We start from the raw sequence: 20,818 nt of genomic DNA, 5'->3' as shown, positions 1-20,818 counted from the left end.
CACATGCAGATCGTCATCACTGGCGGCGCCGGCTTTGTGGGCGCACGCCTTGCCCGAACGCTGCTGAAGCAGGGACAGCTTTCGCTCGCGGGTGCACCGCCCCGGGCCATTTCGCGCATCACGCTGGTCGACCGCGCCCTGCCGCCGTCAGATCTTGCGGCCGACGCACGCGTTGCCAGCGCACTCGGCGACCTGAACGAACAACTGGCAGCGCCCGATGCGGCGCTCTGGCGCGAAGCCGACGCCATCTTTCATCTGGCCGCAGCGGTGAGCGGCGAATGCGAGGCCGACTTCGACCTGGGCATGCGTAGCAACTTTGCCGCCACGCAGGCGCTGCTCGAAAAGGCGCGCGCCGTGGGCACGCGGCCGCTGGTGGTGTTTGCCAGCTCGCTCGCAGTGTTCGGCCATTCGCCCGAACAGCCGTTGCCGCCGGTGATCGAAGACCACACGCTGCCGACGCCGCAGACGAGCTATGGCATCCAGAAATTCATCGGCGAGCAACTGGTTGCCGACTACACGCGCAAAGGCTTCATCCGCGGCCGCAGCGTGCGGCTGATGACGGTGAGCGTGCGTCCCGGCAAGCCCAACGGCGCGGCATCGGGCTTTTTCAGCGGAATGATCCGCGAGCCTCTCGCGGGCATTCGCGCCGCCTGCCCGGTGCCCGACGAAACGCCCGTGGCCATTGCATCGCCGGCTCGCACTGTCGAAAGCATTCTCCGCGCCGCAGAGGCCAGCGACGCCGAATGGGGCCCGCGCACGGCGCTCAATCTGCCTTCGCTTTCGACCACGGTTGGCGAAATGGCCGCCGCGCTCGAGCGCGTGGCCGGCAAGGCCGCCACCGACCTGCTCGACCGCACGCCCGATCCCGCCATTCAGCGCATCGTGAAAACCTGGCCCGGGCGCATCGAAACCGCGCGCGCCAAACGCCTGGGGCTTTCGGCAGATGCCGATTTCGAGACGGTTATTCGCGAATACGTCCGTGAAAATCCCGACGCCGTGAAGCTTCCGGTTACGGCATAGTCAAGCGGCTATCCGCGGGGGTGCCTTTTTTGGCTTTTGCTTCGCGCCTTCTTTTCTCTGGAGACAACACAATGAAATTGACCCGACTGGCCGCTGGCCTGGTTCTGGGCATGGGCATGGCCTGCGCCGCTTTTGCGCAGACCACCATGAAGATCAGCATTTCGACCGCGCAGAACTCGCACCAGGGCGTCGCGATCGACGTCTTTGCCAAGGAAGTCGAGAAGCGCACCGGCGGCCGCTACAAGGTCCAGACCTTCTACAACGGCGCGCTGGGCGGCGAGCGCGAGTCGATCGAGGCCGTGCAGCTCGGCACCCAGGAGCTGGCGCTCTCTTCCACCGGACCGGTGCCCAACTTCGTGCCGGAGACGAAGATCCTCGACGTGCCGTTCCTGTTCCGCGACAAGGCACACGCACGTGCCGTGCTCGACGGCCCCATCGGCCAGGACCTGTTGACCAAGTTCGACGCCAAGGGATTCAAGGCGCTGGCCTGGGCGGAAAACGGCTTCCGCCACATGACCAACAGCAAGCGCGACGTGAAGGGCCCCGAAGACCTCAAGGGCCTGAAGATGCGCACCATGGAAAACCCGGTGCATATCGCGGCCTACAAGAGCTTCGGCATCGTCACCACGCCGATGGCCTTCCCCGAAGTGTTCACCGCATTGCAGCAAGGCACGGTCGACGGCCAGGAAAATCCGCTCTCCGTCATCATCGCAGCCAAGTTCGACCAGGTGCAAAAGCACCTGTCGCTCACCGGCCACGTCTACTCGCCCTGCATCTTCCTGATGAACAAGGCGTCGTTCGACAAGCTCAGCGCCGCCGACAAGCAGGCCTTCCTCGAGGCCGCAAAAGAAGGCACCAAGGCCAACCGCGCCCGCGTGGATGAAGACGATGCCAAGGGCGTCGCCGACCTGCGCGCCAAGGGCATGACCGTGATCGACAACGTTGATAAGTCGAAGTTCGTGGCTGCGCTGGCACCGGTGAACGCGCAGTTCGAAAAGGACTTCGGCAAAGCCAACCTCGACAAGATCCGCGAGTACAAGTGAACCGGCTGCCGTCCCTTTGACGGCACGCTCCCGCCCGCCCGGATTGGTCCGGCGGGCTTTTTTTGTTTTGAAGACAGGTGCAGATGAAAGAAAAATTTCTCGGCATCGAGCGCTGGACCACCGGCTTCTCGATGATCGCCGCCTGCGTGATGCTGGTCATTGCCTCCGGTCTGGGCGTGTTCCAGATCGTCACGCGGTTCGTGCTCGAACAACCCGCTGAGTGGAGCGAGATCCTGATCCGCATGAGCCTGATCTGGATGGTGTTCCTCGGCATTCCGATGGCCTTCAGACAGGGCGCGATGGTGAGCGTTGACGTGCTCTACCGTTGGAGCCCGCCCAGCATCAAGCGCGTGCTCGACGCCGTGGTCAGCATTGCAGCGCTGGCACTGATGCTGGTCATTCTGTGGTGGGGTTGGGACTATGCGATGCGCGGCCGCGTGCAGTCGATGGCCGGACTCGAAAGCCTGTCGATGATGTGGTCTTACCTGGCGCTGCCGGTCGGCGCTGTCTTCTGCCTGTTCGGCATCGTTGGTAATTTTCTCGATCCGAAGCGGCTCGAACTGGAGACCGCGCAATGAGCGCCGCGCCGGGCCGCCCCAAGCAAGCGAACGGCCCCCTTGGGGGGCAGCGAGGACACGAAGTGCCGAACGTGGGGGCTACATCATGACACCAGTCATGGTTGCAACGATGGTGCTGTGTTTTGCACTGTCGGTTTCGGTGGCCGTGTCCATCGGACTCGCGTCGATCCTGGGTATCCAGGTGGCCAACGTCAACATGCTCATTTCCGTGAAGGAGATGTTCAACTCGATCAACAAGTTTCCGCTGGCGGCGATTCCGTTTTTCATCCTGGCCGGCAACCTGATGGAAACCGGCGGCATCTCTCGCCGCCTGGTCGAGTTTGCCAAGAGCATCGTGGGCGGCGTGCAGGGCGGCCTGCCCATGACCTGCGTGCTTACCTGCATGATCTTTGCGGCGGTGTCGGGCTCGTCGGTGGCAACCACCTTTGCCATTGGCGCCATTCTGATTCCGGCGCTCATCAAGCACGGCTATCCCACCGCATACGCGGCAGCGCTGCAGGCCACGAGCGCCGAGCTGGGCGTGATCATCCCGCCCTCGATCCCGATGATCCTGTACGGCGTGAGCGCCGAGGTTTCGATCGGCGAGCTCTTCATTGCGGGCTTCGGCCCCGGCATTCTCATCAGCCTGGCGCTGATGCTGTTCGTCTGGGTCTACTGCAAGTGGCGGGGCTGGGGCAAGAACGACGGCGAGGGCCGCATGCCTTTCGGCAAAGCGGCGTGGCAGGCGGGCTGGGCACTGCTCATGCCGGTCATCATTTTGGGCGGCATCTACGGCGGCATCTTCACGCCGACCGAAGCCTCGGCGGTGGCGGTGTTCTATGCGTTGGTGGTGGGCGTGGTGATCTACCGCGAGATCAAGCCGAAAGATCTGTACCTGATCCTTCGCAAGTCGGTGCTGTCGTCGGCGGTGATCATGTTCATCATCGCCAACGCGGGCCTCTTCGCGTTCCTGATCACGCGTGCGGGTGTGCCCGACGCCATCGGCCACTGGCTGCAAGAAGTGCTGAAATCGCCCGCGATGTTCCTTTTGGGCGTGAACGCGGCGCTGTTCATCATCGGCATGTTCATCGAAACCAGCGCGGCCATCATCGTGCTCGCGCCCATCCTCGCACCGGTGGCCGTGCACTTCGGCATCGACCCGGTGCACTTCGGGCTCATCATGGTGGTGAACCTCGCGCTCGGCATGATCACTCCGCCCTTCGGCGTGAACCTGTTCGCGGCCTGCACGGTGGCGCGCATTTCGCTCGACCGGATCGTGACGTACCTGGTGCCGTTCGTGCTAGTGATCCTGGCCTGCCTGATGGTGATCACCTACGTGCCGTGGATATCGCTGGCACTGCGCGACCTGGTTTACGCCAAGTAGACGGCGCGGTATCGACAAGACAGCGGGCAGCCTTCACCAGGCTGCCCGCTTTTTTGTTTACCGGTCTGTAATGCAAAGGTTTCACGAAAATGTCACCTCTTGCAACGATGCTGCAGCTCTCGATTTTCCGAAAAGCTGTTGCGCCATGTTTCCCACCAAGACCGACAAGGCACGCGACGAACTCCAAAGCGGCCAACGCACGCTCAGCCAGCGCGAACGCGCGTTGCTGCTGATGGCCGACGGCCGGCGCTCGCTGACCGATTTCAGCCCGCTGTTCGCAAACCGCAGCGAAGCCGAGCAGGCATTGCAGGCCTTGATGAGCCGCGGCTACCTGCACTATCCCCAAGCCACCCCCGCGCCCACTCCCGTGCCAACCGCCCAGGCGGCGGCCATGGACCGCGCGGCCGAACCGGCCCAGGCCGCGACCGCCGCCGACCATTTCGACGGCAAGCGCTCCCTGGCCACCACGCGCATGTTCCTGTTCGACATTTGCGAACGCATGTTCGTGCGGCGCGACCCCAGGTTTGCGATGCAGATGCGCGACGCACTGCGCGAAGCCCGCGACCGCGACGCCATGCTGACGATTGCCGCGCTGATGCTCACCGAGGTCGAGAAAACCGCCGGCGCCGAACGGGCCGAATCGCTGCGCGAGCGTATCGAGAGGTTACTTCCGCTCGCCTCCGAAACCGTCCACTGAGCCCGCAACGCTCGTCGCGGGGGACCGGGGCGCCGCGATCCACTACACTCGCCAGGGTCAGGAGAGAGCTTCGCCATGCGAGGCCGCCGAAGGCGCAGGGGTTTCCCGAACGCTCAGGCAAAAGGACTGACAAGGCGCTGGCGGATGCCGGCGTTTCCTTGCTGGAGAGAGGCTGTCGCCCGCATCAACGCGATGCGGCAGCCCACCGAAGGAGCAAACCCCGATCGTGGGGCGAATCTCTCAGGTAAAGCGGACAGCAGGGGTGGCCCATGGCTTGCGCCATGGAATTCGACTGCCCCTTTGGAGTGCCCCGTGGCCGCTTCCGCTTCATCATCCGACGCCCAATTGCTCAAGACGCCCCTGCACGACCTGCACGTGGAGCTGGGCGCCCGCATGGTGCCGTTTGCCGGCTATTCGATGCCGGTGCAGTACCCCGCCGGCCTCATGGCCGAGCACAAGCACACGCGCGATGCCGCCGGGTTGTTCGACATTTCGCACATGGGCCAGCTGCGCCTGGTGGGCCCAGACGCCGCGGCCGCCTTCGAAACCCTGATGCCCGTCGACGTGATCGACCTCGCGCCCGGCAAGCAGCGCTACGGCCTGCTGCTGAATGACGAAGGCGGCATCCTCGACGACCTGATGTTCTTCAACGAAGGGCACGGGTCGATCTTCGTGATCGTCAACGGCGCCTGCAAGGTGGCCGACCTGGCCCACATCCAGCAGAAGATCGGCGCGCGCTGCGATGTGCAGCCCATGCCCGACCACGCGCTGCTCGCGCTGCAGGGGCCGCAGGCGGCCACGGTGCTGGCTCGGCTGTCACCCGGCATCGAGCGCTTCGTCTTCATGACCGGCGGCGCGGTGCAGATCGGCGGCATCCCCGCCTTTGCCACCCGCAGCGGCTACACCGGCGAAGACGGCTTCGAGATCTCGGTGGCCGGCAAGGATGCCGACGCGCTCGCCCGCCTGCTGCTGGCCCAGCCTGAGGTCAAGCCCGTCGGCCTGGGCGCGCGCAATTCGCTGCGCCTGGAAGCCGGGCTCTGCCTCTACGGCAACGACATCGACACCACCACCACGCCCGTCGAGGCCTCGCTCAACTGGGCCATCCAGAAGGTGCGCCGCACCGGCGGCGCGCGCGAAGGCGGATTTCCGGGTGCGGCCAAGGTTTTGGCCCAGCTCGCGGCCGCCACGGCCGGCGCTGCGGGCCGCACCGACCACGACACGCTGAAGCGCCGGCGCGTGGGCCTCGTGGCACTGGAGCGCATTCCGGTGCGCGACGGCACGGTGCTGCAGTCGTTCGAAGGCCACGACATCGGCTTTGTCACGAGCGGCCTGCTCGGCCCCACGGCCGACCGACCGATCGCCATGGGCTACGTGGCCACCGCATTTTCAGAAGCCGGTACGCGCGTGCAGGCCATCGTGCGCGGCAAGCCGGTTCCGATGGAAGTCTCGACCCTGCCCTTCGTGCCCACCCGCTACTACCGCGGCTAGCCCCTGCGCCATCATCAATTTTTTCCACGAGGAGTTTTTTCATGAGCATCAAGTACACCAAGGACCACGAGTGGGTCTCGGCCGAAGGCAGTGCAGCGACTGTCGGCATCACCGTGCATGCGCAGGACGCGCTGGGCGACGTGGTGTTCGTCGACCTGCCTGAGGTGGGCAAGACCTTTGCCCAGGGCGAAGTGGCAGGTGTCGTCGAATCGGTCAAGGCCGCGGCCGATGTGTTCATGCCCGTGTCCGGCGAAATCACCGAAGTGAACGAAGCCCTGCGCGCCGATCCTTCGCTCGCCAACACCGACCCGCTGGCCGCCGGCTGGTTCTTCAAGGTCAAGCTCAGCGAACCCGCGCAGCTCGATGCATTGCTGGACGCCGCCAGCTACGACAAGTTCGCTGCCGAGTCCTGATCCACCGAGTTCGCAAGCTGCCCTTCCTCATTCCCGATCCTTCACCGCCATGCCGATTTCCGCCTTTCCCTCCTTGCAACAACTGGAGAACGCCGAAGAATTCCTCGCCCGCCACATCGGCATCGATGCGGCGGACGAGGCGCGCATGCTGCCGGTGATCGGTTCGGAAACGCGCGCGGAACTCATCGACGGCATCGTGCCTGCGGCCATTCGCCGCGCCAAGCCGATGCGGCTGCCGGCCGCCATCACCGAGGCCGATGCGCTGGCCGAGCTGAAGGCCATCGCGGCCAAGAACAAGGTGTTCAAGAGCTTCATCGGCCAGGGCTACTACGGCACGCACACGCCGGGCGTGATCTTGCGCAACGTGCTCGAGAACCCCGCCTGGTACACGGCCTACACGCCCTACCAGGCCGAGATTTCGCAGGGCCGCATGGAAGCCCTGCTCAACTTCCAGACCATGGTGTGCGACCTCACGGGCATGGCCATCGCGAACGCATCGATGCTCGACGAAGCCACGGCCGCGGCCGAGGCCATGACGCTTGCCAAGCGCAGCGTGAAAAGCAAGAGCAACGTGTTCCTGGTGTCGGGCGACTGCCATCCGCAGACCATCGAAGTCATCAAGACGCGCGCCGCGCCCCTGGGCATCGAGGTCAAGGTCAGCACCGTCTCCGAGACGCTGCCGCACCTGATGACGAGCTGCGAATTCTTCGGCGTGCTCGCGCAGTACCCCGCCACCACCGGCCACGTGCACGACTTGCGCCCGCTAGCGGGCCATGCGCACCAATGCGACGCTGCCTTCTGCGTGGCCGCCGACCTGCTGGCGCTGACGCTGCTCGCCCCACCCGGCGAATGGGACGCCGACATCGTCTGCGGCACCACGCAGCGCTTCGGCATGCCGCTGTGCAACGGCGGTCCGCACGCGGCCTACCTGGCCTGCCGCGACGAGTTCAAGCGTTCGCTGCCAGGCCGCCTGGTCGGCGTGAGCGTCGACACCCACGGCCAGCCCGCCTACCGCCTTGCGCTGCAGACGCGCGAACAGCACATCCGCCGCGAGAAGGCCACCTCCAACATCTGTACCGCGCAAGTGCTGCCGGCCGTCGTGGCCAGCATGTACGCCGTGTACCACGGCCCCGATGGCCTCACGCGCATCGCGCAGCGCGTGGCTGCACTCACGGCCATCCTGGCGCAAGGCCTTGCGCAAATGGGCCGCGAGCCGATCAACGGCACGGCCTTCGATTCGCTGACCATCCGCACCGGCGAAGACACGCCGAAAATCATCGAGCGCGCGCAGGCCGCGGGTGTCAACCTGCGCCAGCGGCTGCAGCAGCACCTGGGCATTTCGCTCGACGAAACCACTACACGCGCCGACATCGAGACGCTGTGGGCGCTGTTCGTCCCCACCGGTACGCCAATGCCACGCTTCGACGACCTGGCCAACACCGCGCCGCGCCTGCCCGAAGACCTGCGCCGCACCAGCGCGTTTCTCACGCATCCGGTGTTCAACACGCACAAGAGCGAGACGGCCATGCTGCGCTACATCCGCAGCTTGTCGGATAAGGACCTGGCGCTCGACCGCAGCATGATTCCGCTCGGCAGCTGCACGATGAAGCTCAACGCGACCAGCGAGATGATTCCGATCACCTGGCCCGAGTTCGCGAATATCCATCCCTTTGCGCCGGCCGAGCAGCTGGTGGGCTACGCGCAGCTCGATGCGCAGCTGCGCGCCTGGCTCTGCGAAGCCACGGGCTATGCGGGCATCAGCCTGCAGCCCAACGCGGGTTCGCAGGGCGAATACGCGGGCCTGCTGGCCATCAAGTCCTTCCACGAAGCCAATGGCCAGGGCCATCGCAACATCTGCCTCATTCCATCGTCGGCGCACGGCACCAACCCGGCCAGCGCGCAGATGGTGGGACTGCAGGTCGTGGTGACGGCCTGCGACGCGCAGGGCAACGTCGACATGGACGACCTGAAGTTCGCCTGTGAGAAGCACAGCGACAAGCTCGCGGCCGTGATGATCACCTACCCGAGCACGCATGGCGTGTTCGAAACCCGCGTGAAGGAACTCTGCGAACTGGTGCATGAGCATGGCGGGCGCGTGTACGTCGATGGCGCCAACATGAACGCGCTGGTCGGCGTGGCCGCGCCGGGCGAGTTCGGTGGCGACGTGAGCCACCTGAACCTGCACAAGACCTTCTGCATTCCGCACGGCGGCGGCGGCCCGGGCGTGGGCCCGGTGTGCGTGGTCGAAGACCTCGTGCCCTACCTGCCTGGCCATGCGACGGGCGGCATTGCATCGAACGGCGTTGGCGCTGTCTCGGCCGCACCGCTGGGCAATGCGGCCGTGCTGCCGATCAGCTGGATGTACTGCCGCATGATGGGCGCCAAGGGCCTGCAGGCGGCGACCGAAATCGCGATCCTGAGTGCCAACTACATCAGCGCCCGCCTCAAGGACCACTACCCCACGCTGTACGCGAGCCCCAACGGCCACGTCGCGCACGAGTGCATCCTCGACCTGCGCCCACTCAAGGACACGAGCGGCGTCACCGCCGAAGACGTGGCCAAGCGCCTGATCGACTACGGCTTTCATGCGCCCACGCTGAGCTTCCCGGTGCCCGGCACGCTGATGGTCGAGCCGACCGAGAGCGAGCCGCTGGCCGAGCTCGATCGATTCATCGACGCGATGATTGCCATTCGCGGCGAAATCCGCCGCGTGGAAGAAGGCGTCTGGCCGAAAGACGACAACCCGCTGAAGCATGCGCCGCACACGGCGGCCAGCCTGCTCGGAACGGAATGGGCTCATCCCTATTCACGCGAGCTGGGTGCCTTCCCGCTGGCTGAACTCAAGCAAGCCAAGTACTGGCCGCCGATCGGCCGTGTCGACAACGTGTATGGCGACCGCAACCTGTTCTGCAGCTGCGTGCCCGTGGGCGACTACACGGAAACCGAAGAGGCCTGAAGCGCCTCTGAGAACGGGCCGCTGCGCGCCGCCCTGCTACGCACCGTTTGTCGCTTAGGTTTCGCGGCGATACATCGACCACTTGGTGGTCAGGATGTCCGCTGCGATCTTGGCGGCATTGGCTCCGGCGTAATTTTCCGACGGGTCGAACTCGAAGGCCTCCCGGTATTTGACGACTTGCGCGTAGTCCTGGTCGAAGGTCATCGGCCCCATGAGCTCGGTGGGATCGGTGCCCGTTGGAAGCGCCAGGAATTTGGTTGGGTCAGTGGCACTCTGGTAGAGATCGACGCTCATCAGGTTCATACGGGTGTCCTCGATGTCTTTGGGGGATCGCTCTGTCGGGTCGGCAGATCATCCACGCCATCCGCGCCGCACGCAATCGGCCCGCGCCTACAAGGCGCAGGCACAGGAGGGGGTGGATCAGCGCTGCTGCTGCCTCTTCTTCAGCATCTCGCCGGTGGCGATCTGCTCGCGGAAGCCGCGCAAGCTGGCCTTCATCCTTCGCTCGTTCTCCAGCCCCATGCGCACCATGATCTTCTGGCCGGACGAGAGCGCTTCGAGCTGCGGATCGGCGTACTCGTAGCGCACCCACGGCCGCTGCGGCGACACCTTGCCCTTCACCTCGACGAGGCGAACCTGCACCGGGCCGCTCGGCTCGGGCGCCTGCAGCAGATGGTCGATCACGGCAATGAGCCGGTCATTGAAGTAGCGCCCCGGAAAGCCGAGCTCTTCATAAGATTTCTGAAACAGCGGATACAGCTGCGCGTAGGTCTTGGCCGCCTTGGCCGGATTGATCGATTCGGCCAGCTGCACGATAGGCGTGTAGCGCGCGGCATTGGCGGGCGCGATGGTCTGCGCCTCGCCCTTGCCTGCGGTGGTGAAGCGCTGCCGGGTGGGCTGCACGGGCCATGTGCTCGCGGGCGACTGCTCCCGCGGCATGTTGTCGACGGTGGCAACGGTGCGGCGCACGATGCCTTCGAACTGCAGGAAGTCGGCTACGTTCTTGCTGCCCATCAGGTCGACCAGCGCCTTCATCACGCGCGTATCCGAATCCGCGACCGTGGGCAACCCCGAAGCGGGCAGCGCGATCGCATCGATCGGGTTCTGCGGCTCCAGCGATTCGGGCACTGGCGGCGGCACCGGTGCTGGCGCAGGCCCGTCGTTGGGCGCGGTGGTGGCCACGGGTGGTACCGGCTCCACGTGCAGTCGTTGTTGCTGCTGGTACCAGCGCCAGCCAAGGAATGCGGCGGCAATCGCCAGCAGCACGATGACGATGAGGGTTCCGGTCGACGACTCGCGGCGCGGCCTGTTGTACGTGGGTGCATCGCGCAGCTCGGGCACTTCGCGGATTTCGGGCGTGTCTCTGTCGGACATGGAGGCAGTTTCCTTTTGGGAGGATTGCAATGGGAGGCGAGCAGCTATGGTGCATCAACAGTGCCCGCACCACGGCCACGTCCTCGTAACGCCCTGTGACGCGCCAACTACGAGAAAAGTTCAGCCCCTACGGCGCGCCCGCTGTAAGCGAATGCAGCCAGGCCATCGCGCCCTGCAGCTCCACCGGCCGGATCTCGTGCCCGCCCGGAAAATCTCCGCCGGAGAGCGCCAGCGGCAGGCCGCGCGCCAGCTCGCGGGTGGCTTGCGCAGCGCTCGGCGGAATCACGTTGTCCGCGCTGCCATGGCTCACCCATAGCGCCTTGCCTTCGAAGGCTTCGGCCGGTGCGATGTGCGGCACCACCTGCGGCAGCAGCCGGCTGTGCCACACCATTGCGGCGCGCACCTTGGCGGGCTGGGTGAGCAACAGCGACAGTGCCATGATGCCGCCCTGGCTGAAGCCGCCGACCACCACGCGCTCCGGCGGCACACCCAGCTGCTGCGCCGCCAAGACGATCATCTCGCCGACCAGGAAGCGGCTTTCGCGCTCCTGCTCTTCATTGATGCGCCGCTCGCCATCGGCCAGCACCTGGAATTCGAACCACGCATAGGCATCGGGCGAAAGCACATACGGCGCACGCAGGCTCAATACGTGAAACTGCGGCGGCATGAGCCGAGCGAGGCCGAACAGGTCCTGTTCGTTGCTGCCCACGCCATGCATGAGCACCAGCAGCCACGGCTCTCGGACATCGGCCTGGGCGCCGTGCGCCTGGAATTTGAATGGCAGGTGGAGTTGGGTCATGGGTGATTCACAGGGATGCTTGAAAGCCCTGCGCGAGCGCCTGGGTCACCTCGGCCGAAGACACTTCGCGGCATCCCGTCGCGTTCTGGCCCGACCACAACGGAGAAAAATCGCCACTGCCCACTGCCTCGGCCTTGGCGCGCAGCGGGGCGATGGCCGAAGTGGCGAGTGGAAATTCAGGCGCCGCAGAACCGATCGGACCCAGCTCGCGCATCACACGGTTCACGATGCCGCGCGCCGGCCGGCCCGTGAACAGATTGGTGAGCGCGGTGTGGCGCGCGGCATCGCTCTTGAGCGCCGCGCGGTGGATCGCGGACGTCGTGGCTTCCGGCGTCAGCATGTAAGCGGTGCCAATCTGCACGCCCGCAGCCCCCAACGCCATCGCCGCGGCAACGCCATTCGCATCCGCGATGCCGCCCGCTGCGATCACCGGCAGCTTCACGGCGCGCACCACTTGCGGCAACAGCGCAAAAGTGCCGAGCTGCTTCGTCAGGTCGTGCGAAAGAAAATGGCCTCGGTGACCGCCCGCTTCCAGGCCCTGTGCAATGACCGCATCGGCACCGTGCGCTTCAAGCCATACGGCTTCTTCCACCGTGGTGGCCGACGCGAGAACCTTCGAACCCCAGCTGCGCACCTGCGCGAGCAGCGCCTCGGATGGCAGCCCGAAATGAAAGCTCACCACTGGCGGCTTGAACTCGGCCAGCAGGTTGGCTACCTCGGCGCTGAAGGGATTGCGGCCCGGGCCGGTGGGAATGCCGGCCGCATCGATGCCGAATTCGGCGTAGTACGGTGCCAGGGCAGCACGCCACTTCGCCTCTCGTTCCGCACTCGGCTCCGGCGACGTGTGGCAGAAGAAATTGACGTTGTAGGGCTTGTGGGTTCCGGCGCGAATGGCCGCCAATTCGCTGCGCATGGCATCGGGGCTCAGCATGGCGCATGGCAGCGAGCCGAGCCCGCCTGCATTGCTGACCGCGATGGCCATCGCGCTGCCCTGAATGCCGGCCATCGGGGCCTGGATGAGGGGGAGTTCGGTGCCGAGAATTTGCCTAAGCGTCGTCATGCGAAAGGTCTCTTGATGTGTCGATGCCGACCATTGTCTCGCCAAGCCGGGGGTCATATCGGCGGCGGGGTCATGGCCGAGGCGCACCGCGGTGCGGACACTTCGCGCAGCCGCTGATGCGCAGCATCACCCCACGCCACGGGCTGCTGGTTCTTCGCGCGCAGATAGTGGTGCGTGAACACCACCAGATAGGCATACAACGTCTGTTCAGCAACATGCTCGCCTGCCAGGCTCATGCACATCGCGGCCACCTCGCTGGTGCAGAAGTGGTCGTCGCGGCCGGAGTTGCGCAGCTCGTATTGCGTGATCCGCTCCGGCTGCAGGCTCAACACCGGCAGCCGGTCGAGGTAGGGGCTTCTGCGAAACATCTTGCGTGCCTCGGCCCATGTCGCGTCGAACAGGATGAAGAGTGGGCGTTTCGCGGTGCCACTGCCGTTCGGTTCGGGCGCGGGAACGGTCAGGACTACGCGCTCGGGCGCCGCATATTGCCCCGGGAACACCACGTATGGCTGCCACTGCGGATCGTTCAACAGCGCCAGCAGTGCGGGATCGGTTTCGGTGCGGGCCCAGCCGAAGGCGAAGGTATCGGCCACCACGTCGGCGACCAGCCACCCGGTGTTGGTGGGCTTGAGCGGCTCGATGTCGGCCATCAGCAGACACACCCCCGCGCGCGTTGTCACCGAAGGGCGCACAGTGCACATGCAGTGGCTGGGCACCAGGCGGCAGCCCGCGCAGCGCTCGCGCTTGAAGCCACCGCGGGCAAGAAAGGGTTTGGCGCTTCGCGCCAGGCGCGCGGCGCGAAGAAGGGAGACGGCGTGAGGCATGCGCCGATTCTCGACGGTCCCGAGGGCCGGCGTGCCGGATGCTCCGAGCAGCTAAACCAGCTGCAGATCTTTCGGCGCCACACCGTCGAACACCCGCGCGAGCTGTGCCGGCGAGAGGCCGTACATCCGCTTGAACAGCCCGCCAAACACCGCGCGGTATTCGTTGAGCACCGGATAGTCGCGGTTCTGGAACAGCGTGGCCTGCGTCACTTCCTGCCGCTCGCCCACGATGCGCCCGCCGGCCTCTGCCGAGAGTCCGCCGCCGAGCACCCAATAGACGCTGCCATGCCCGTGATCGGTGCCACGGTTGCCGTTCTCGCGGAAGGTGCGGCCGAACTCGCTGATGACCACCACCACGGTGTTGCGCCAGGCCCCCTCGCCCATCTCTTCAGCGAAGCCGGCCACGCCGCGGCCCAGTTCCTCGAAGCGGTTGGCGAGGTAGCCTGCGGCCGCGCCCTGCCCCACATGCGTGTCCCAGCCGCCCACGTCGACAAAGCCGATGTCGAAGCGATCCCGCATGAGCCGCGCCATGCGGCGCGCAACGAGTTCGAAGCCCTTGGGCGTCATGGCGCTGCGGCTGGCGGCGTCCATCTCGGCCTGCATGGCGCGCAGCACCTCGCCTTGCACCTGAAAACCTTCGGCCACGGGCTGCGCGAGCGTGGTGTTTCGGTACATCGCGGCAATCACCTCGCTCTGCCGCGTGTCGATCGACGGGCGTGCGTTGCCCGACAGGGCCATATTGGCCGCCTTGGCCTGGCCACGCATCACGATCGGCAGTTGGTTGGTGAAAGACATGGGCGACACGCTGGCCAGCGGCCCGGCTCCGAGCACGGCTGCAAGCCGGTTGAGAAAGCCCGAGCTGTAGTCGCGCCGCTTGCCGAGCTCCTGGCCGAGCTCGATGGAATCCTGCGTTTCGAAATGGCTTCGCGTGAGGTCGTCGGTGCCGGCAAAGGCGATGAAGGCGGCCTGCTTTTGCTGATACAGCGGCAGCACGCTCCGCGCGAGCGCCGGGTGCAGACCCCATTGGCCATCGAGCGGCAGCGCGCCGTTGGCCTCGCCGGGCCGCGCGATCGCGATGTTGGGCCGCGAGGTGTAGTAGAAGTCGCTCGACGTTGGCACCAGCAGGCTGGCGCAGTCGTAGGCACCGCGCAAGAACACCACCAGCAGCTTGGCGCCTTCGGCCGCGGGCGCCGCCATCAGCTGACCGGCCGAGCCTGCGAGCGGTGCAGCGGCCATGATCTTCAGGAGTTCTCGACGTTGCATGACTGTGTCCTTCTCGTGCCTTGCTCCTTCCCCTCCGGGGGGAAGGTGGGGATGGGGGCAAGCGGCGCTGGTTTCGCCTGGCGCTTCATCGAACGCCGCTTGCCCCCATGTCTGCCCTCCCCCGAAGGGGAGGGAGAAAATCCTTCAGCGCCGCATGAGCTCCGGCGACGCCAGCAGATAGGTGTTCCATTCCTGCGGCGTCTTCGCCTGCGCCAGCGCGGTGCGAGTCTCCGCCGCCAGGCCAGCCTGCATGATGCGCACCGCCGGTGATTCAGCGAGCGGCGGATAGGCCGGACGCTCCAGCGGCGCCTTGTTGTCAGCGGCGCGGAACAGCACAGCGCCATTGCTGCCGATGGCGCGGGCGATCTCGAAGCGGGTGTTCATTTGTCCCGCACTGGCCCATGCGGCTTCGCCGAGCGAATAGCCGTCTGGCGTCTCGTGGCCGTAGAGCGGCTCGCCCATGCGGTTGATCCAGCCGAGCAGCGGATCGACGTTCTGCACCACGCGGTCGTCATACGCCAGCCGCACGCCGGCCATCACGTAGTGCACAGGGTCGCGAAACTTTCGGCCGAGCGAGGCGGCGAATTCGGCAGACTCGAACATGGTTCGCAGCACGGCCGCGATGTTGCCGTCGCTGCGGCTGAAGGTTGCGACCATCCGGTCGACCAGCGAAAAAGGCGGGTCGTCGGCCACGAAGTACATCGCGAGCTTGCGCGAGATGAAGCGTGCGGTGGCCGGCGAACTCGCCAGCCGATCGAGCGCCTCGTCGGCCTCGGGCAGGCCGCGCGCCTTGATCGGCTGGCCGAGCAAGGTTTTGGCGCCGTAGTCGTGGCGGTTCGGATTGAACTCGAACAGCCCCTGGCGCACATGGTCGGCCTGCACCTCGGGGCGCATCTTCGGCGGCGGCGCGTCGGCCGGCTGCAGGCTCATGCCCACGCCGGTGAGCACACGCGCCAGCTCCTGCACGTCCGCCTGCGAGTAGCCGCTGCCCACGCCCATGGTGTGCAGTTCCATCAGTTCGCGCGCGTAGTTCTCGTTGATGCGGTTGGCCGAGTTCTGGGCGTTGTCCAGGTAGCGCAGCATCGCGGGGTGGCGCAGCGTGGCACCGAGCAAGTCGCGGAAGCGGCCGAGCGCATGCGGGCGAATGGCACTTTCTTCGTAATCACCCACCAGGGCGCGGATCGCATCCTTGCGGATGTTGACGTTGAAGTGGTTCATCCAGAACCACGTCATCTGCTCTTGCAGCTGGTCGGGCGAATAGAGCGCGCGCAGCACGAAGCGTTGCTGCGCCTCGCGGGCGAGGCGGTTCAGCTCCTGCTGGTAGGCCTGGCGCGCGGCCTTCTTCTGCTCGTCGTCGGTGAGCGCTTCGGCCGCCTTGCGCTGTGCCTCGAGCGCACGCGCCAGCTCGGGCAAGGGCGTGCGCGAAATGGTCATGGCATCAACTTGGGCTTGCGCGGCCGGTGGCAGCGGCTGCATCCGCGGGCTGAGCTGGCGGCCCATCCATGCCGCGAGGCCGGTGCGCGCCAGCTCGGCCTGGCTGCTGGCGCTGGCACCCCAGGTCACGCGGTCGAGCCAGCGCAACTGGGTTGCGGGGTCTTCGGCGACGCGGTTCAGCGCCGTGAGCGGCTCCGGCCCGGACCGCAGCGTGCCGATGGTGCAGCCTGCCAGCAGCATCCCTGCCATGGCAACCGACAACACCCAAAGACGTCCGGAAAGCTGCATGGATCGCATCATGAACCGATCAACCCGCGCCGTGGTGACGCGGTTGACCGGCACGCGGCTGCGGTCAGGTAAAGCTGGCGCTCAGCCTGGTTTCAGGCCGCAACCACCCTGCTGGGCTCTGCACCGGCAATCTGCCGCAGCGCCCGCTCGAACACCTCGACCGGCTGGCCGCCGGAGATCAAGTGATGGTCGTTGATGATGATTGCAGGCACCGAGTGAATGCCCGCGTCCGTGTACATGCGTTCGCGCTCGCGGGTTTCGCGGGCAAACTCGTCGCCGGCCAGGATCTCGCGGGCCCGTGCCGCGTCCAGCCCGGCCTCGGTGGCCGCGCGGACCAGCACCTCGGGGTCCGAGGGGTTCTGCCTGTCGGTGAAGTAGGCCTTCAGCAGCAATTTCTTGAGCGCTGCCTGCTTGGCCGGGCTTTCGAGTTCGGCCCAGTGCAGCAAGCGGTGCGCGTCAAAGGTGTTGTAGACACGCGGACGCCCTTCGGGGCTGAACTCGAAGCCGACCTCGGCCCCGCGCTGGCGGATCATCTCGCGCGATTGCGCCTGCTGTTCACGCGTGGAGCCGTACTTCTGGTTCAGGTGCTCGAAGGTGTCCTGCCCTTCGGGCGGCATCTGCGGGTTCAGTTCGAAAGGCTGGAAATGCAGCTCCGCGGTGACGCCGGGCGCCACCCGCTGGAGCGCCGCTTCAAGCGACGCAAGGCCGACGGCGCACCAGGGGCAAGAGACGTCGGAAACGAAATCGATCTTGAGATGGGAAGTCATGGGCGCCATTCTTCATGGCGCCGACGCCCTTGGTGCGCGCAAGGTCTTCAGGCGACTGCCTTGGACATGCGGGCGTCCACCAGCGTCTGCTCGCGCATGCGGTCGTATTCGGGCTTGTCGACCGGAACCGCATCGGGCTTGCCCAGGTCGTTCATGTGCACGCGATAGGTTTCACGTGCGGTCAAGGCCGAGATCGCGGCAATGGCACAGATCGCCAGCGTAATGGCACCGACGGTCAGCGGGATGTTGGCAGCGCCGGGGGGCGCGACCGCCACGAACAGCGCCGGCAGCAGCGCAGTGATTGCGGTGCCGATGTTCTGCGAGATCGCCATGCCCGAGACGCGGGTGCGCGTGGGGAACATCTCCGGATAGAAGCTCGGGAACACTGCGTTGTAGCCCTGGTAGACCACGCCCCACATCAGGAGCGACATCACGATGGCCAACGGCACGTTGTGGATGCTGATGGCGTGCAGATACCCGAACGACAGCAGGCCCGACCCGATGGCGCCGACGACGATCGGCAGGCGGCGGCCGACCTTGTCCGACAGGTTGCCGACGAACGGGATCACGATCACGGCCAGGATGTTGCCCATCACCGGAATCCAGAGGTAGATGTCTTTCTCGAAGTTGATGCCGTAGCCTGGCTGCACTGCGTAGGCGGCGCCAAAGATGGTCGCGACCACCGGAATCACGTTCATCAGGGAACACAGCAGCACGCGCACCATGTCCCGCCAGCTCTCGGTCACGGCCTGGATCACCGGCGCCTTCGGCACCTTGCCGCTCTGGTCGACCTCCGTGAAGGCTGGAGTCTCGTCCACTTCCTTGCGGATGATGTAGCCCGCCACGATGACGATGAAGCTCAGCAAAAACGGAATGCGCCAGCCCCAGGAGTTGAAGGCGTCCTTGTCCATGTAGTGCGCGAGCGGCAGGAACACGGCGGCCGCCATGATCTGGCCCGCCTGCACGCCCTGCAGCGTGAAGCTCGCGAAGAAGCCGCGGCGCCCGAACGGCGCATGCTCCAGGATCATCGAACTCGCGCCCGAAATTTCGCCGGCCACAGCAAAGCCCTGGATGAGCCGCAGCACCACCAGCAGCGCGGGCGCCCACAGGCCGACCTGGTCGTACGTCGGCAGCAGGCCGACGGCGATGGTGGAAAAACCCATCAGGAACATGCAGACGATCAGCACCGTCTTGCGGCCGTGCGTGTCACCCCAGTGGCCCAGCAGCAGCGCGCCGATCGGCCGTGCGACGTAGCCCACGCCGTACGTCGCGAGCGACGCGATGATCGCAATCTGCGGATCGCCCTTCGGAAAGAAGATTTGCGGAAAGATCAGCGCCGCGGCGGTGGCGTAGATGAAGAAGTCGTAGTACTCAAGCGCCGAGCCGATCCAGCCGCTTGCGGTGGCCTTCTTGGACTGGTGCTTGCCTTTCGGCTCGTGGGCCGTGGGATTTGCCATGGTTTGTCTCCAGGGTTGACGAAAAAATCTATGCCTGCGCCTGCGATGCCATGCGCGCGGGTGCGTTGAGCGCGCCGTAGGCGTCGTAGCCCGCGGTGCGCTGTGCCAGTTCGAAGAAGAGTCCGCCTTCGATGTTCTCGGTGTAGATGTGCAGGTAGTCACCTGCCGACGAACGGTCGAACAGCACACCCGCCTCGCGCAGCCGTGCGAGCAGCGCCGGATCCAGGTCGATGCGCGTGGCCAGGTCGTCGTAGTAGTTGTCCGAAATGGGCACGAAGCGCGTGCCGGCGGCGCGCAGCCGCGCCACGCTCTCGAAGATGTCATCGCATCGCATTGCGATGTGGTGCACCGCGCCGCCGCCGGTCACGCTCAGCGTGCGCGCGGTGCGGGTGCGCTGGCTCAGCGACACGTTCAGCACCAGCCGCACGCTGCGATCGGCATTGGCCACGCCCCGGCTGCGGATGAGCCCGAAGGGGTCGGCCAGCTCCAAGCTCTCGCCCGGCTCCAGCCCCAGCACGGCGCGCGTGAACAGCACCCAGGTGTCGAGCTGGTCCACCGCCAGGCCCAGCGCCACGTGGTCGATCTGCATCAGGCCCGCATCTGCGGAGGCGGCCGATGCATCTTCCTCGAGGATGAAATCGGCTTCGTACAGGCCATTGGTGCCCAGCGACTCGGCAACGAAATGGATGAGGTTGCCGCCCGGCGCCACGATGGCAGGCACGCGCAATTCGTCAGGTCCGACCGGGCTGTCGTGGCGCTGCGAACGCATGGCCGTTGCGCGGTCGACGGCCGCCTGCGGATCGGCGCAGCGCACGCCCAGCGCGCAGACGGAGGTGCCATGCGCTTCGAAGCGGCTGCGCGCGAACGAATCCGGCTGCGCATTGACGATCAGGTTGATCTCGCCCTGGCGGTACAGCACCACAGCCTTGGAGCGGTGCCGGCCGACACGGCGGAAGCCCAGCTGCCCGAACAGCGTGCCGAGCACGAGGGCCGATGTCTCGTCCGCCGCGAACTCGATGAACGAGAGGCCCGAAAGCGCCGGCACGGCGGGCGGGCTGAACAGCTCGACGCGCTGCGCGTACGCAGGCTCATCGGCGGCTGGCGCCAGCCGCCGCTTCGCCTCGCTTTCGAGGTACAGCAGCGAGCGCATCGCGTCCACCGCGGTGCGGCGGTTGGGCGTTTCGCGGAACACGTCGTTGAAGATCTCCAGCGAGAGCGGCCCGGTGTAGCCCGCGCGCAGCACCTGCTCGAAGAAACCGATCACGTCGAAGTCGCCCTGCCCCGGAAACGATCGGTGGTGGCGGGCCCACTGCAGCACGTCCATCGAAAGCAGCGGCGCGTCAGCCATCTGCAGGAAGAAGATCTTGTCGCCCGGAATGGCCGCGATGCCGGTGGGATCGTCCTTCAGCGACAGTGTGTGAAAGCTGTCGAGAATCAGGCCGAGGTTCGGATGATCGGCCTCGCGCACGATATTCCAGGCCTCGCCATAGAGCGAGGTGAAGCGGCCCCAGGCCAGGGCCTCGAAGCCCACGCGAAGATTGCGGCGGGCGGCGCGCTCCGCGAGTTCATGCAGCTGAGCCGCGGCCAGGGCCGGGTCATCGACGGCCAGCAGCGAGGTGTTGGAGCAGCACAGCATCAACGGCGCGCCCATCGCCTCCATCAGGTCGAACTTGCGCTCCGCGCGTTCCAGGCTGCGCCGGAACTGCGCCTCGGGCATGCCCTCGAAGTCGCGGAACGGCTGGTACAGGTCGATCGAGAGGCCCAGGTCCGCGGTGATGCGGCCCAGCTCGTCGGCGCTGCCCTTGAAGTTGACGAAGTCGGCCTCGAACAGTTCGATGCCGTCGAACCCCGCGGCCGAAACGGCCTCGAGCTTCTGGCGAAGCGTGCCGCTGAGAGAGACGGTGGCAATGGAACGATGCATGGGGTGACTGTAGAAACACCCGCCACCCGCCACAACGCTTGGCACTCAGGTCGCGTTCGATAATCGAACGACT

The 20,818-nt window shown here is 66.0% G+C and carries 18 protein-coding genes and 2 riboswitches; of the genes, 8 read left to right on the top strand and 10 right to left on the bottom strand.

Features of this window, described 5'->3' with window-relative positions:
• The first annotated feature begins 3 nt into the window (after positions 1-3).
• From denD to gcvP, 8 genes are all read left to right on the top strand, one after another.
• Complete coding sequence (gene denD, locus J2X92_RS13460) at positions 4-1,020, top strand: D-erythronate dehydrogenase (RefSeq protein WP_307576374.1); 1,017 nt, start codon at positions 4-6, stop codon at positions 1,018-1,020.
• A 71-nt stretch (positions 1,021-1,091) separates the two neighbouring features.
• A complete protein-coding gene (locus J2X92_RS13455; RefSeq protein WP_307576373.1) occupies positions 1,092-2,063 on the top strand; it encodes a TRAP transporter substrate-binding protein in 972 nt (323 codons plus the stop codon).
• A gap of 83 nt (positions 2,064-2,146) precedes the next feature.
• Positions 2,147-2,641 (top strand): TRAP transporter small permease, encoded by a 495-nt coding sequence (locus tag J2X92_RS13450; RefSeq protein WP_307576372.1) that lies wholly within the window; start codon positions 2,147-2,149, stop codon positions 2,639-2,641.
• 85 nt (positions 2,642-2,726) lie between these two features.
• Positions 2,727-4,004, top strand: coding sequence for a TRAP transporter large permease (locus J2X92_RS13445; RefSeq protein WP_307576371.1), 1,278 nt, complete (start codon positions 2,727-2,729; stop codon positions 4,002-4,004).
• A gap of 145 nt (positions 4,005-4,149) precedes the next feature.
• Positions 4,150-4,701 carry a hypothetical protein gene (locus J2X92_RS13440; protein WP_307576370.1) on the top strand — a complete coding sequence of 184 codons (552 nt, stop codon included), beginning with the start codon at positions 4,150-4,152 and terminating at the stop codon, positions 4,699-4,701.
• Positions 4,702-4,749: 48 nt separating this feature from the next.
• Positions 4,750-4,840: riboswitch (glycine riboswitch) on the top strand.
• A 12-nt stretch (positions 4,841-4,852) separates the two neighbouring features.
• Positions 4,853-4,968, top strand: a riboswitch (glycine riboswitch).
• Between the two features lie 45 nt (positions 4,969-5,013).
• Positions 5,014-6,189, top strand: coding sequence for a glycine cleavage system aminomethyltransferase GcvT (gene gcvT / locus J2X92_RS13435; RefSeq protein ID WP_307576368.1), 1,176 nt, complete (start codon positions 5,014-5,016; stop codon positions 6,187-6,189).
• Between the two features lie 41 nt (positions 6,190-6,230).
• Entirely contained in the window at positions 6,231-6,602 is a 372-nt protein-coding gene (gcvH, locus tag J2X92_RS13430) for a glycine cleavage system protein GcvH (RefSeq protein ID WP_012748398.1), read from the top strand.
• Positions 6,603-6,651: 49 nt separating this feature from the next.
• A complete protein-coding gene (gcvP, locus tag J2X92_RS13425) occupies positions 6,652-9,558 on the top strand; it encodes an aminomethyl-transferring glycine dehydrogenase (protein ID WP_307576364.1) in 2,907 nt (968 codons plus the stop codon).
• Positions 9,559-9,612: 54 nt separating this feature from the next.
• On the opposite strand, the gene J2X92_RS13420 is transcribed toward gcvP, so the two are convergent.
• The 10 genes from J2X92_RS13420 to J2X92_RS13375 all read right to left on the bottom strand — a co-directional run bounded on the left by J2X92_RS13420 (position 9,613) and on the right by J2X92_RS13375 (position 20,745).
• Positions 9,613-9,861, bottom strand: coding sequence for a hypothetical protein (locus J2X92_RS13420; RefSeq protein ID WP_307576363.1), 249 nt, complete (start codon positions 9,859-9,861; stop codon positions 9,613-9,615).
• 117 nt (positions 9,862-9,978) lie between these two features.
• Positions 9,979-10,932 (bottom strand): DUF3014 domain-containing protein, encoded by a 954-nt coding sequence (locus J2X92_RS13415; RefSeq protein ID WP_307576361.1) that lies wholly within the window; start codon positions 10,930-10,932, stop codon positions 9,979-9,981.
• A 127-nt stretch (positions 10,933-11,059) separates the two neighbouring features.
• Entirely contained in the window at positions 11,060-11,731 is a 672-nt protein-coding gene (locus tag J2X92_RS13410) for an alpha/beta hydrolase (RefSeq protein WP_307576359.1), read from the bottom strand.
• A 7-nt stretch (positions 11,732-11,738) separates the two neighbouring features.
• Positions 11,739-12,791: an NAD(P)H-dependent flavin oxidoreductase gene (locus J2X92_RS13405; protein WP_307576358.1), complete on the bottom strand. Its 1,053-nt coding sequence runs from the start codon at positions 12,789-12,791 to the stop codon at positions 11,739-11,741.
• Between the two features lie 53 nt (positions 12,792-12,844).
• Positions 12,845-13,615: a tRNA-uridine aminocarboxypropyltransferase gene (locus tag J2X92_RS13400; RefSeq protein WP_307576356.1), complete on the bottom strand. Its 771-nt coding sequence runs from the start codon at positions 13,613-13,615 to the stop codon at positions 12,845-12,847.
• 51 nt (positions 13,616-13,666) lie between these two features.
• The gene (locus J2X92_RS13395; protein ID WP_307576355.1) at positions 13,667-14,878 is read right to left on the bottom strand and encodes a DUF1501 domain-containing protein; all 1,212 of its coding nucleotides are present in this window, start codon (positions 14,876-14,878) and stop codon (positions 13,667-13,669) included.
• Positions 14,879-15,022: 144 nt separating this feature from the next.
• Positions 15,023-16,600, bottom strand: a complete 1,578-nt coding sequence (locus J2X92_RS13390) for a DUF1800 domain-containing protein (RefSeq protein WP_307576353.1) — start codon at positions 16,598-16,600, stop codon at positions 15,023-15,025.
• A gap of 92 nt (positions 16,601-16,692) precedes the next feature.
• Positions 16,693-17,376, bottom strand: coding sequence for a DsbA family oxidoreductase (locus J2X92_RS13385; RefSeq protein WP_307576351.1), 684 nt, complete (start codon positions 17,374-17,376; stop codon positions 16,693-16,695).
• A gap of 38 nt (positions 17,377-17,414) precedes the next feature.
• On the bottom strand, positions 17,415-18,824 hold the full coding sequence (locus J2X92_RS13380) for an MFS transporter (RefSeq protein ID WP_307576350.1): 1,410 nt from the start codon (positions 18,822-18,824) through the stop codon (positions 17,415-17,417).
• A 28-nt stretch (positions 18,825-18,852) separates the two neighbouring features.
• On the bottom strand, positions 18,853-20,745 hold the full coding sequence (locus tag J2X92_RS13375) for a bifunctional sugar phosphate isomerase/epimerase/4-hydroxyphenylpyruvate dioxygenase family protein (RefSeq protein ID WP_307576349.1): 1,893 nt from the start codon (positions 20,743-20,745) through the stop codon (positions 18,853-18,855).
• Positions 20,746-20,818 lie beyond the last annotated feature (73 nt).

Origin of the sequence: Variovorax paradoxus, assembly GCF_030811855.1 — a bacterium.
GTDB classification, from domain to species: Bacteria; Pseudomonadota; Gammaproteobacteria; order Burkholderiales; family Burkholderiaceae_C; genus Variovorax; species Variovorax paradoxus_L.
The sequence above is the reverse complement of the archived record's forward strand: the minus strand, read 5'-3'. Positions and strand labels throughout refer to the sequence as shown.

Coding starts and splice junctions, on each gene's coding strand:
- denD (WP_307576374.1), top strand. CDS start 4: ATGCAGATCGTCATCACTGGCGGCGCCGGCTTTGTGGGCGCACGCCTT.
- J2X92_RS13455 (WP_307576373.1), top strand. CDS start 1,092: ATGAAATTGACCCGACTGGCCGCTGGCCTGGTTCTGGGCATGGGCATG.
- J2X92_RS13450 (WP_307576372.1), top strand. CDS start 2,147: ATGAAAGAAAAATTTCTCGGCATCGAGCGCTGGACCACCGGCTTCTCG.
- J2X92_RS13445 (WP_307576371.1), top strand. CDS start 2,727: ATGACACCAGTCATGGTTGCAACGATGGTGCTGTGTTTTGCACTGTCG.
- J2X92_RS13440 (WP_307576370.1), top strand. CDS start 4,150: ATGTTTCCCACCAAGACCGACAAGGCACGCGACGAACTCCAAAGCGGC.
- gcvH (WP_012748398.1), top strand. CDS start 6,231: ATGAGCATCAAGTACACCAAGGACCACGAGTGGGTCTCGGCCGAAGGC.
- gcvP (WP_307576364.1), top strand. CDS start 6,652: ATGCCGATTTCCGCCTTTCCCTCCTTGCAACAACTGGAGAACGCCGAA.
- J2X92_RS13420 (WP_307576363.1), bottom strand. CDS start 9,861: ATGAACCTGATGAGCGTCGATCTCTACCAGAGTGCCACTGACCCAACC.
- J2X92_RS13415 (WP_307576361.1), bottom strand. CDS start 10,932: ATGTCCGACAGAGACACGCCCGAAATCCGCGAAGTGCCCGAGCTGCGC.
- J2X92_RS13410 (WP_307576359.1), bottom strand. CDS start 11,731: ATGACCCAACTCCACCTGCCATTCAAATTCCAGGCGCACGGCGCCCAG.
- J2X92_RS13405 (WP_307576358.1), bottom strand. CDS start 12,791: ATGACGACGCTTAGGCAAATTCTCGGCACCGAACTCCCCCTCATCCAG.
- J2X92_RS13400 (WP_307576356.1), bottom strand. CDS start 13,615: ATGCCTCACGCCGTCTCCCTTCTTCGCGCCGCGCGCCTGGCGCGAAGC.
- J2X92_RS13395 (WP_307576355.1), bottom strand. CDS start 14,878: ATGCAACGTCGAGAACTCCTGAAGATCATGGCCGCTGCACCGCTCGCA.
- J2X92_RS13390 (WP_307576353.1), bottom strand. CDS start 16,600: ATGCAGCTTTCCGGACGTCTTTGGGTGTTGTCGGTTGCCATGGCAGGG.
- J2X92_RS13385 (WP_307576351.1), bottom strand. CDS start 17,376: ATGGCGCCCATGACTTCCCATCTCAAGATCGATTTCGTTTCCGACGTC.
- J2X92_RS13380 (WP_307576350.1), bottom strand. CDS start 18,824: ATGGCAAATCCCACGGCCCACGAGCCGAAAGGCAAGCACCAGTCCAAG.
- J2X92_RS13375 (WP_307576349.1), bottom strand. CDS start 20,745: ATGCATCGTTCCATTGCCACCGTCTCTCTCAGCGGCACGCTTCGCCAG.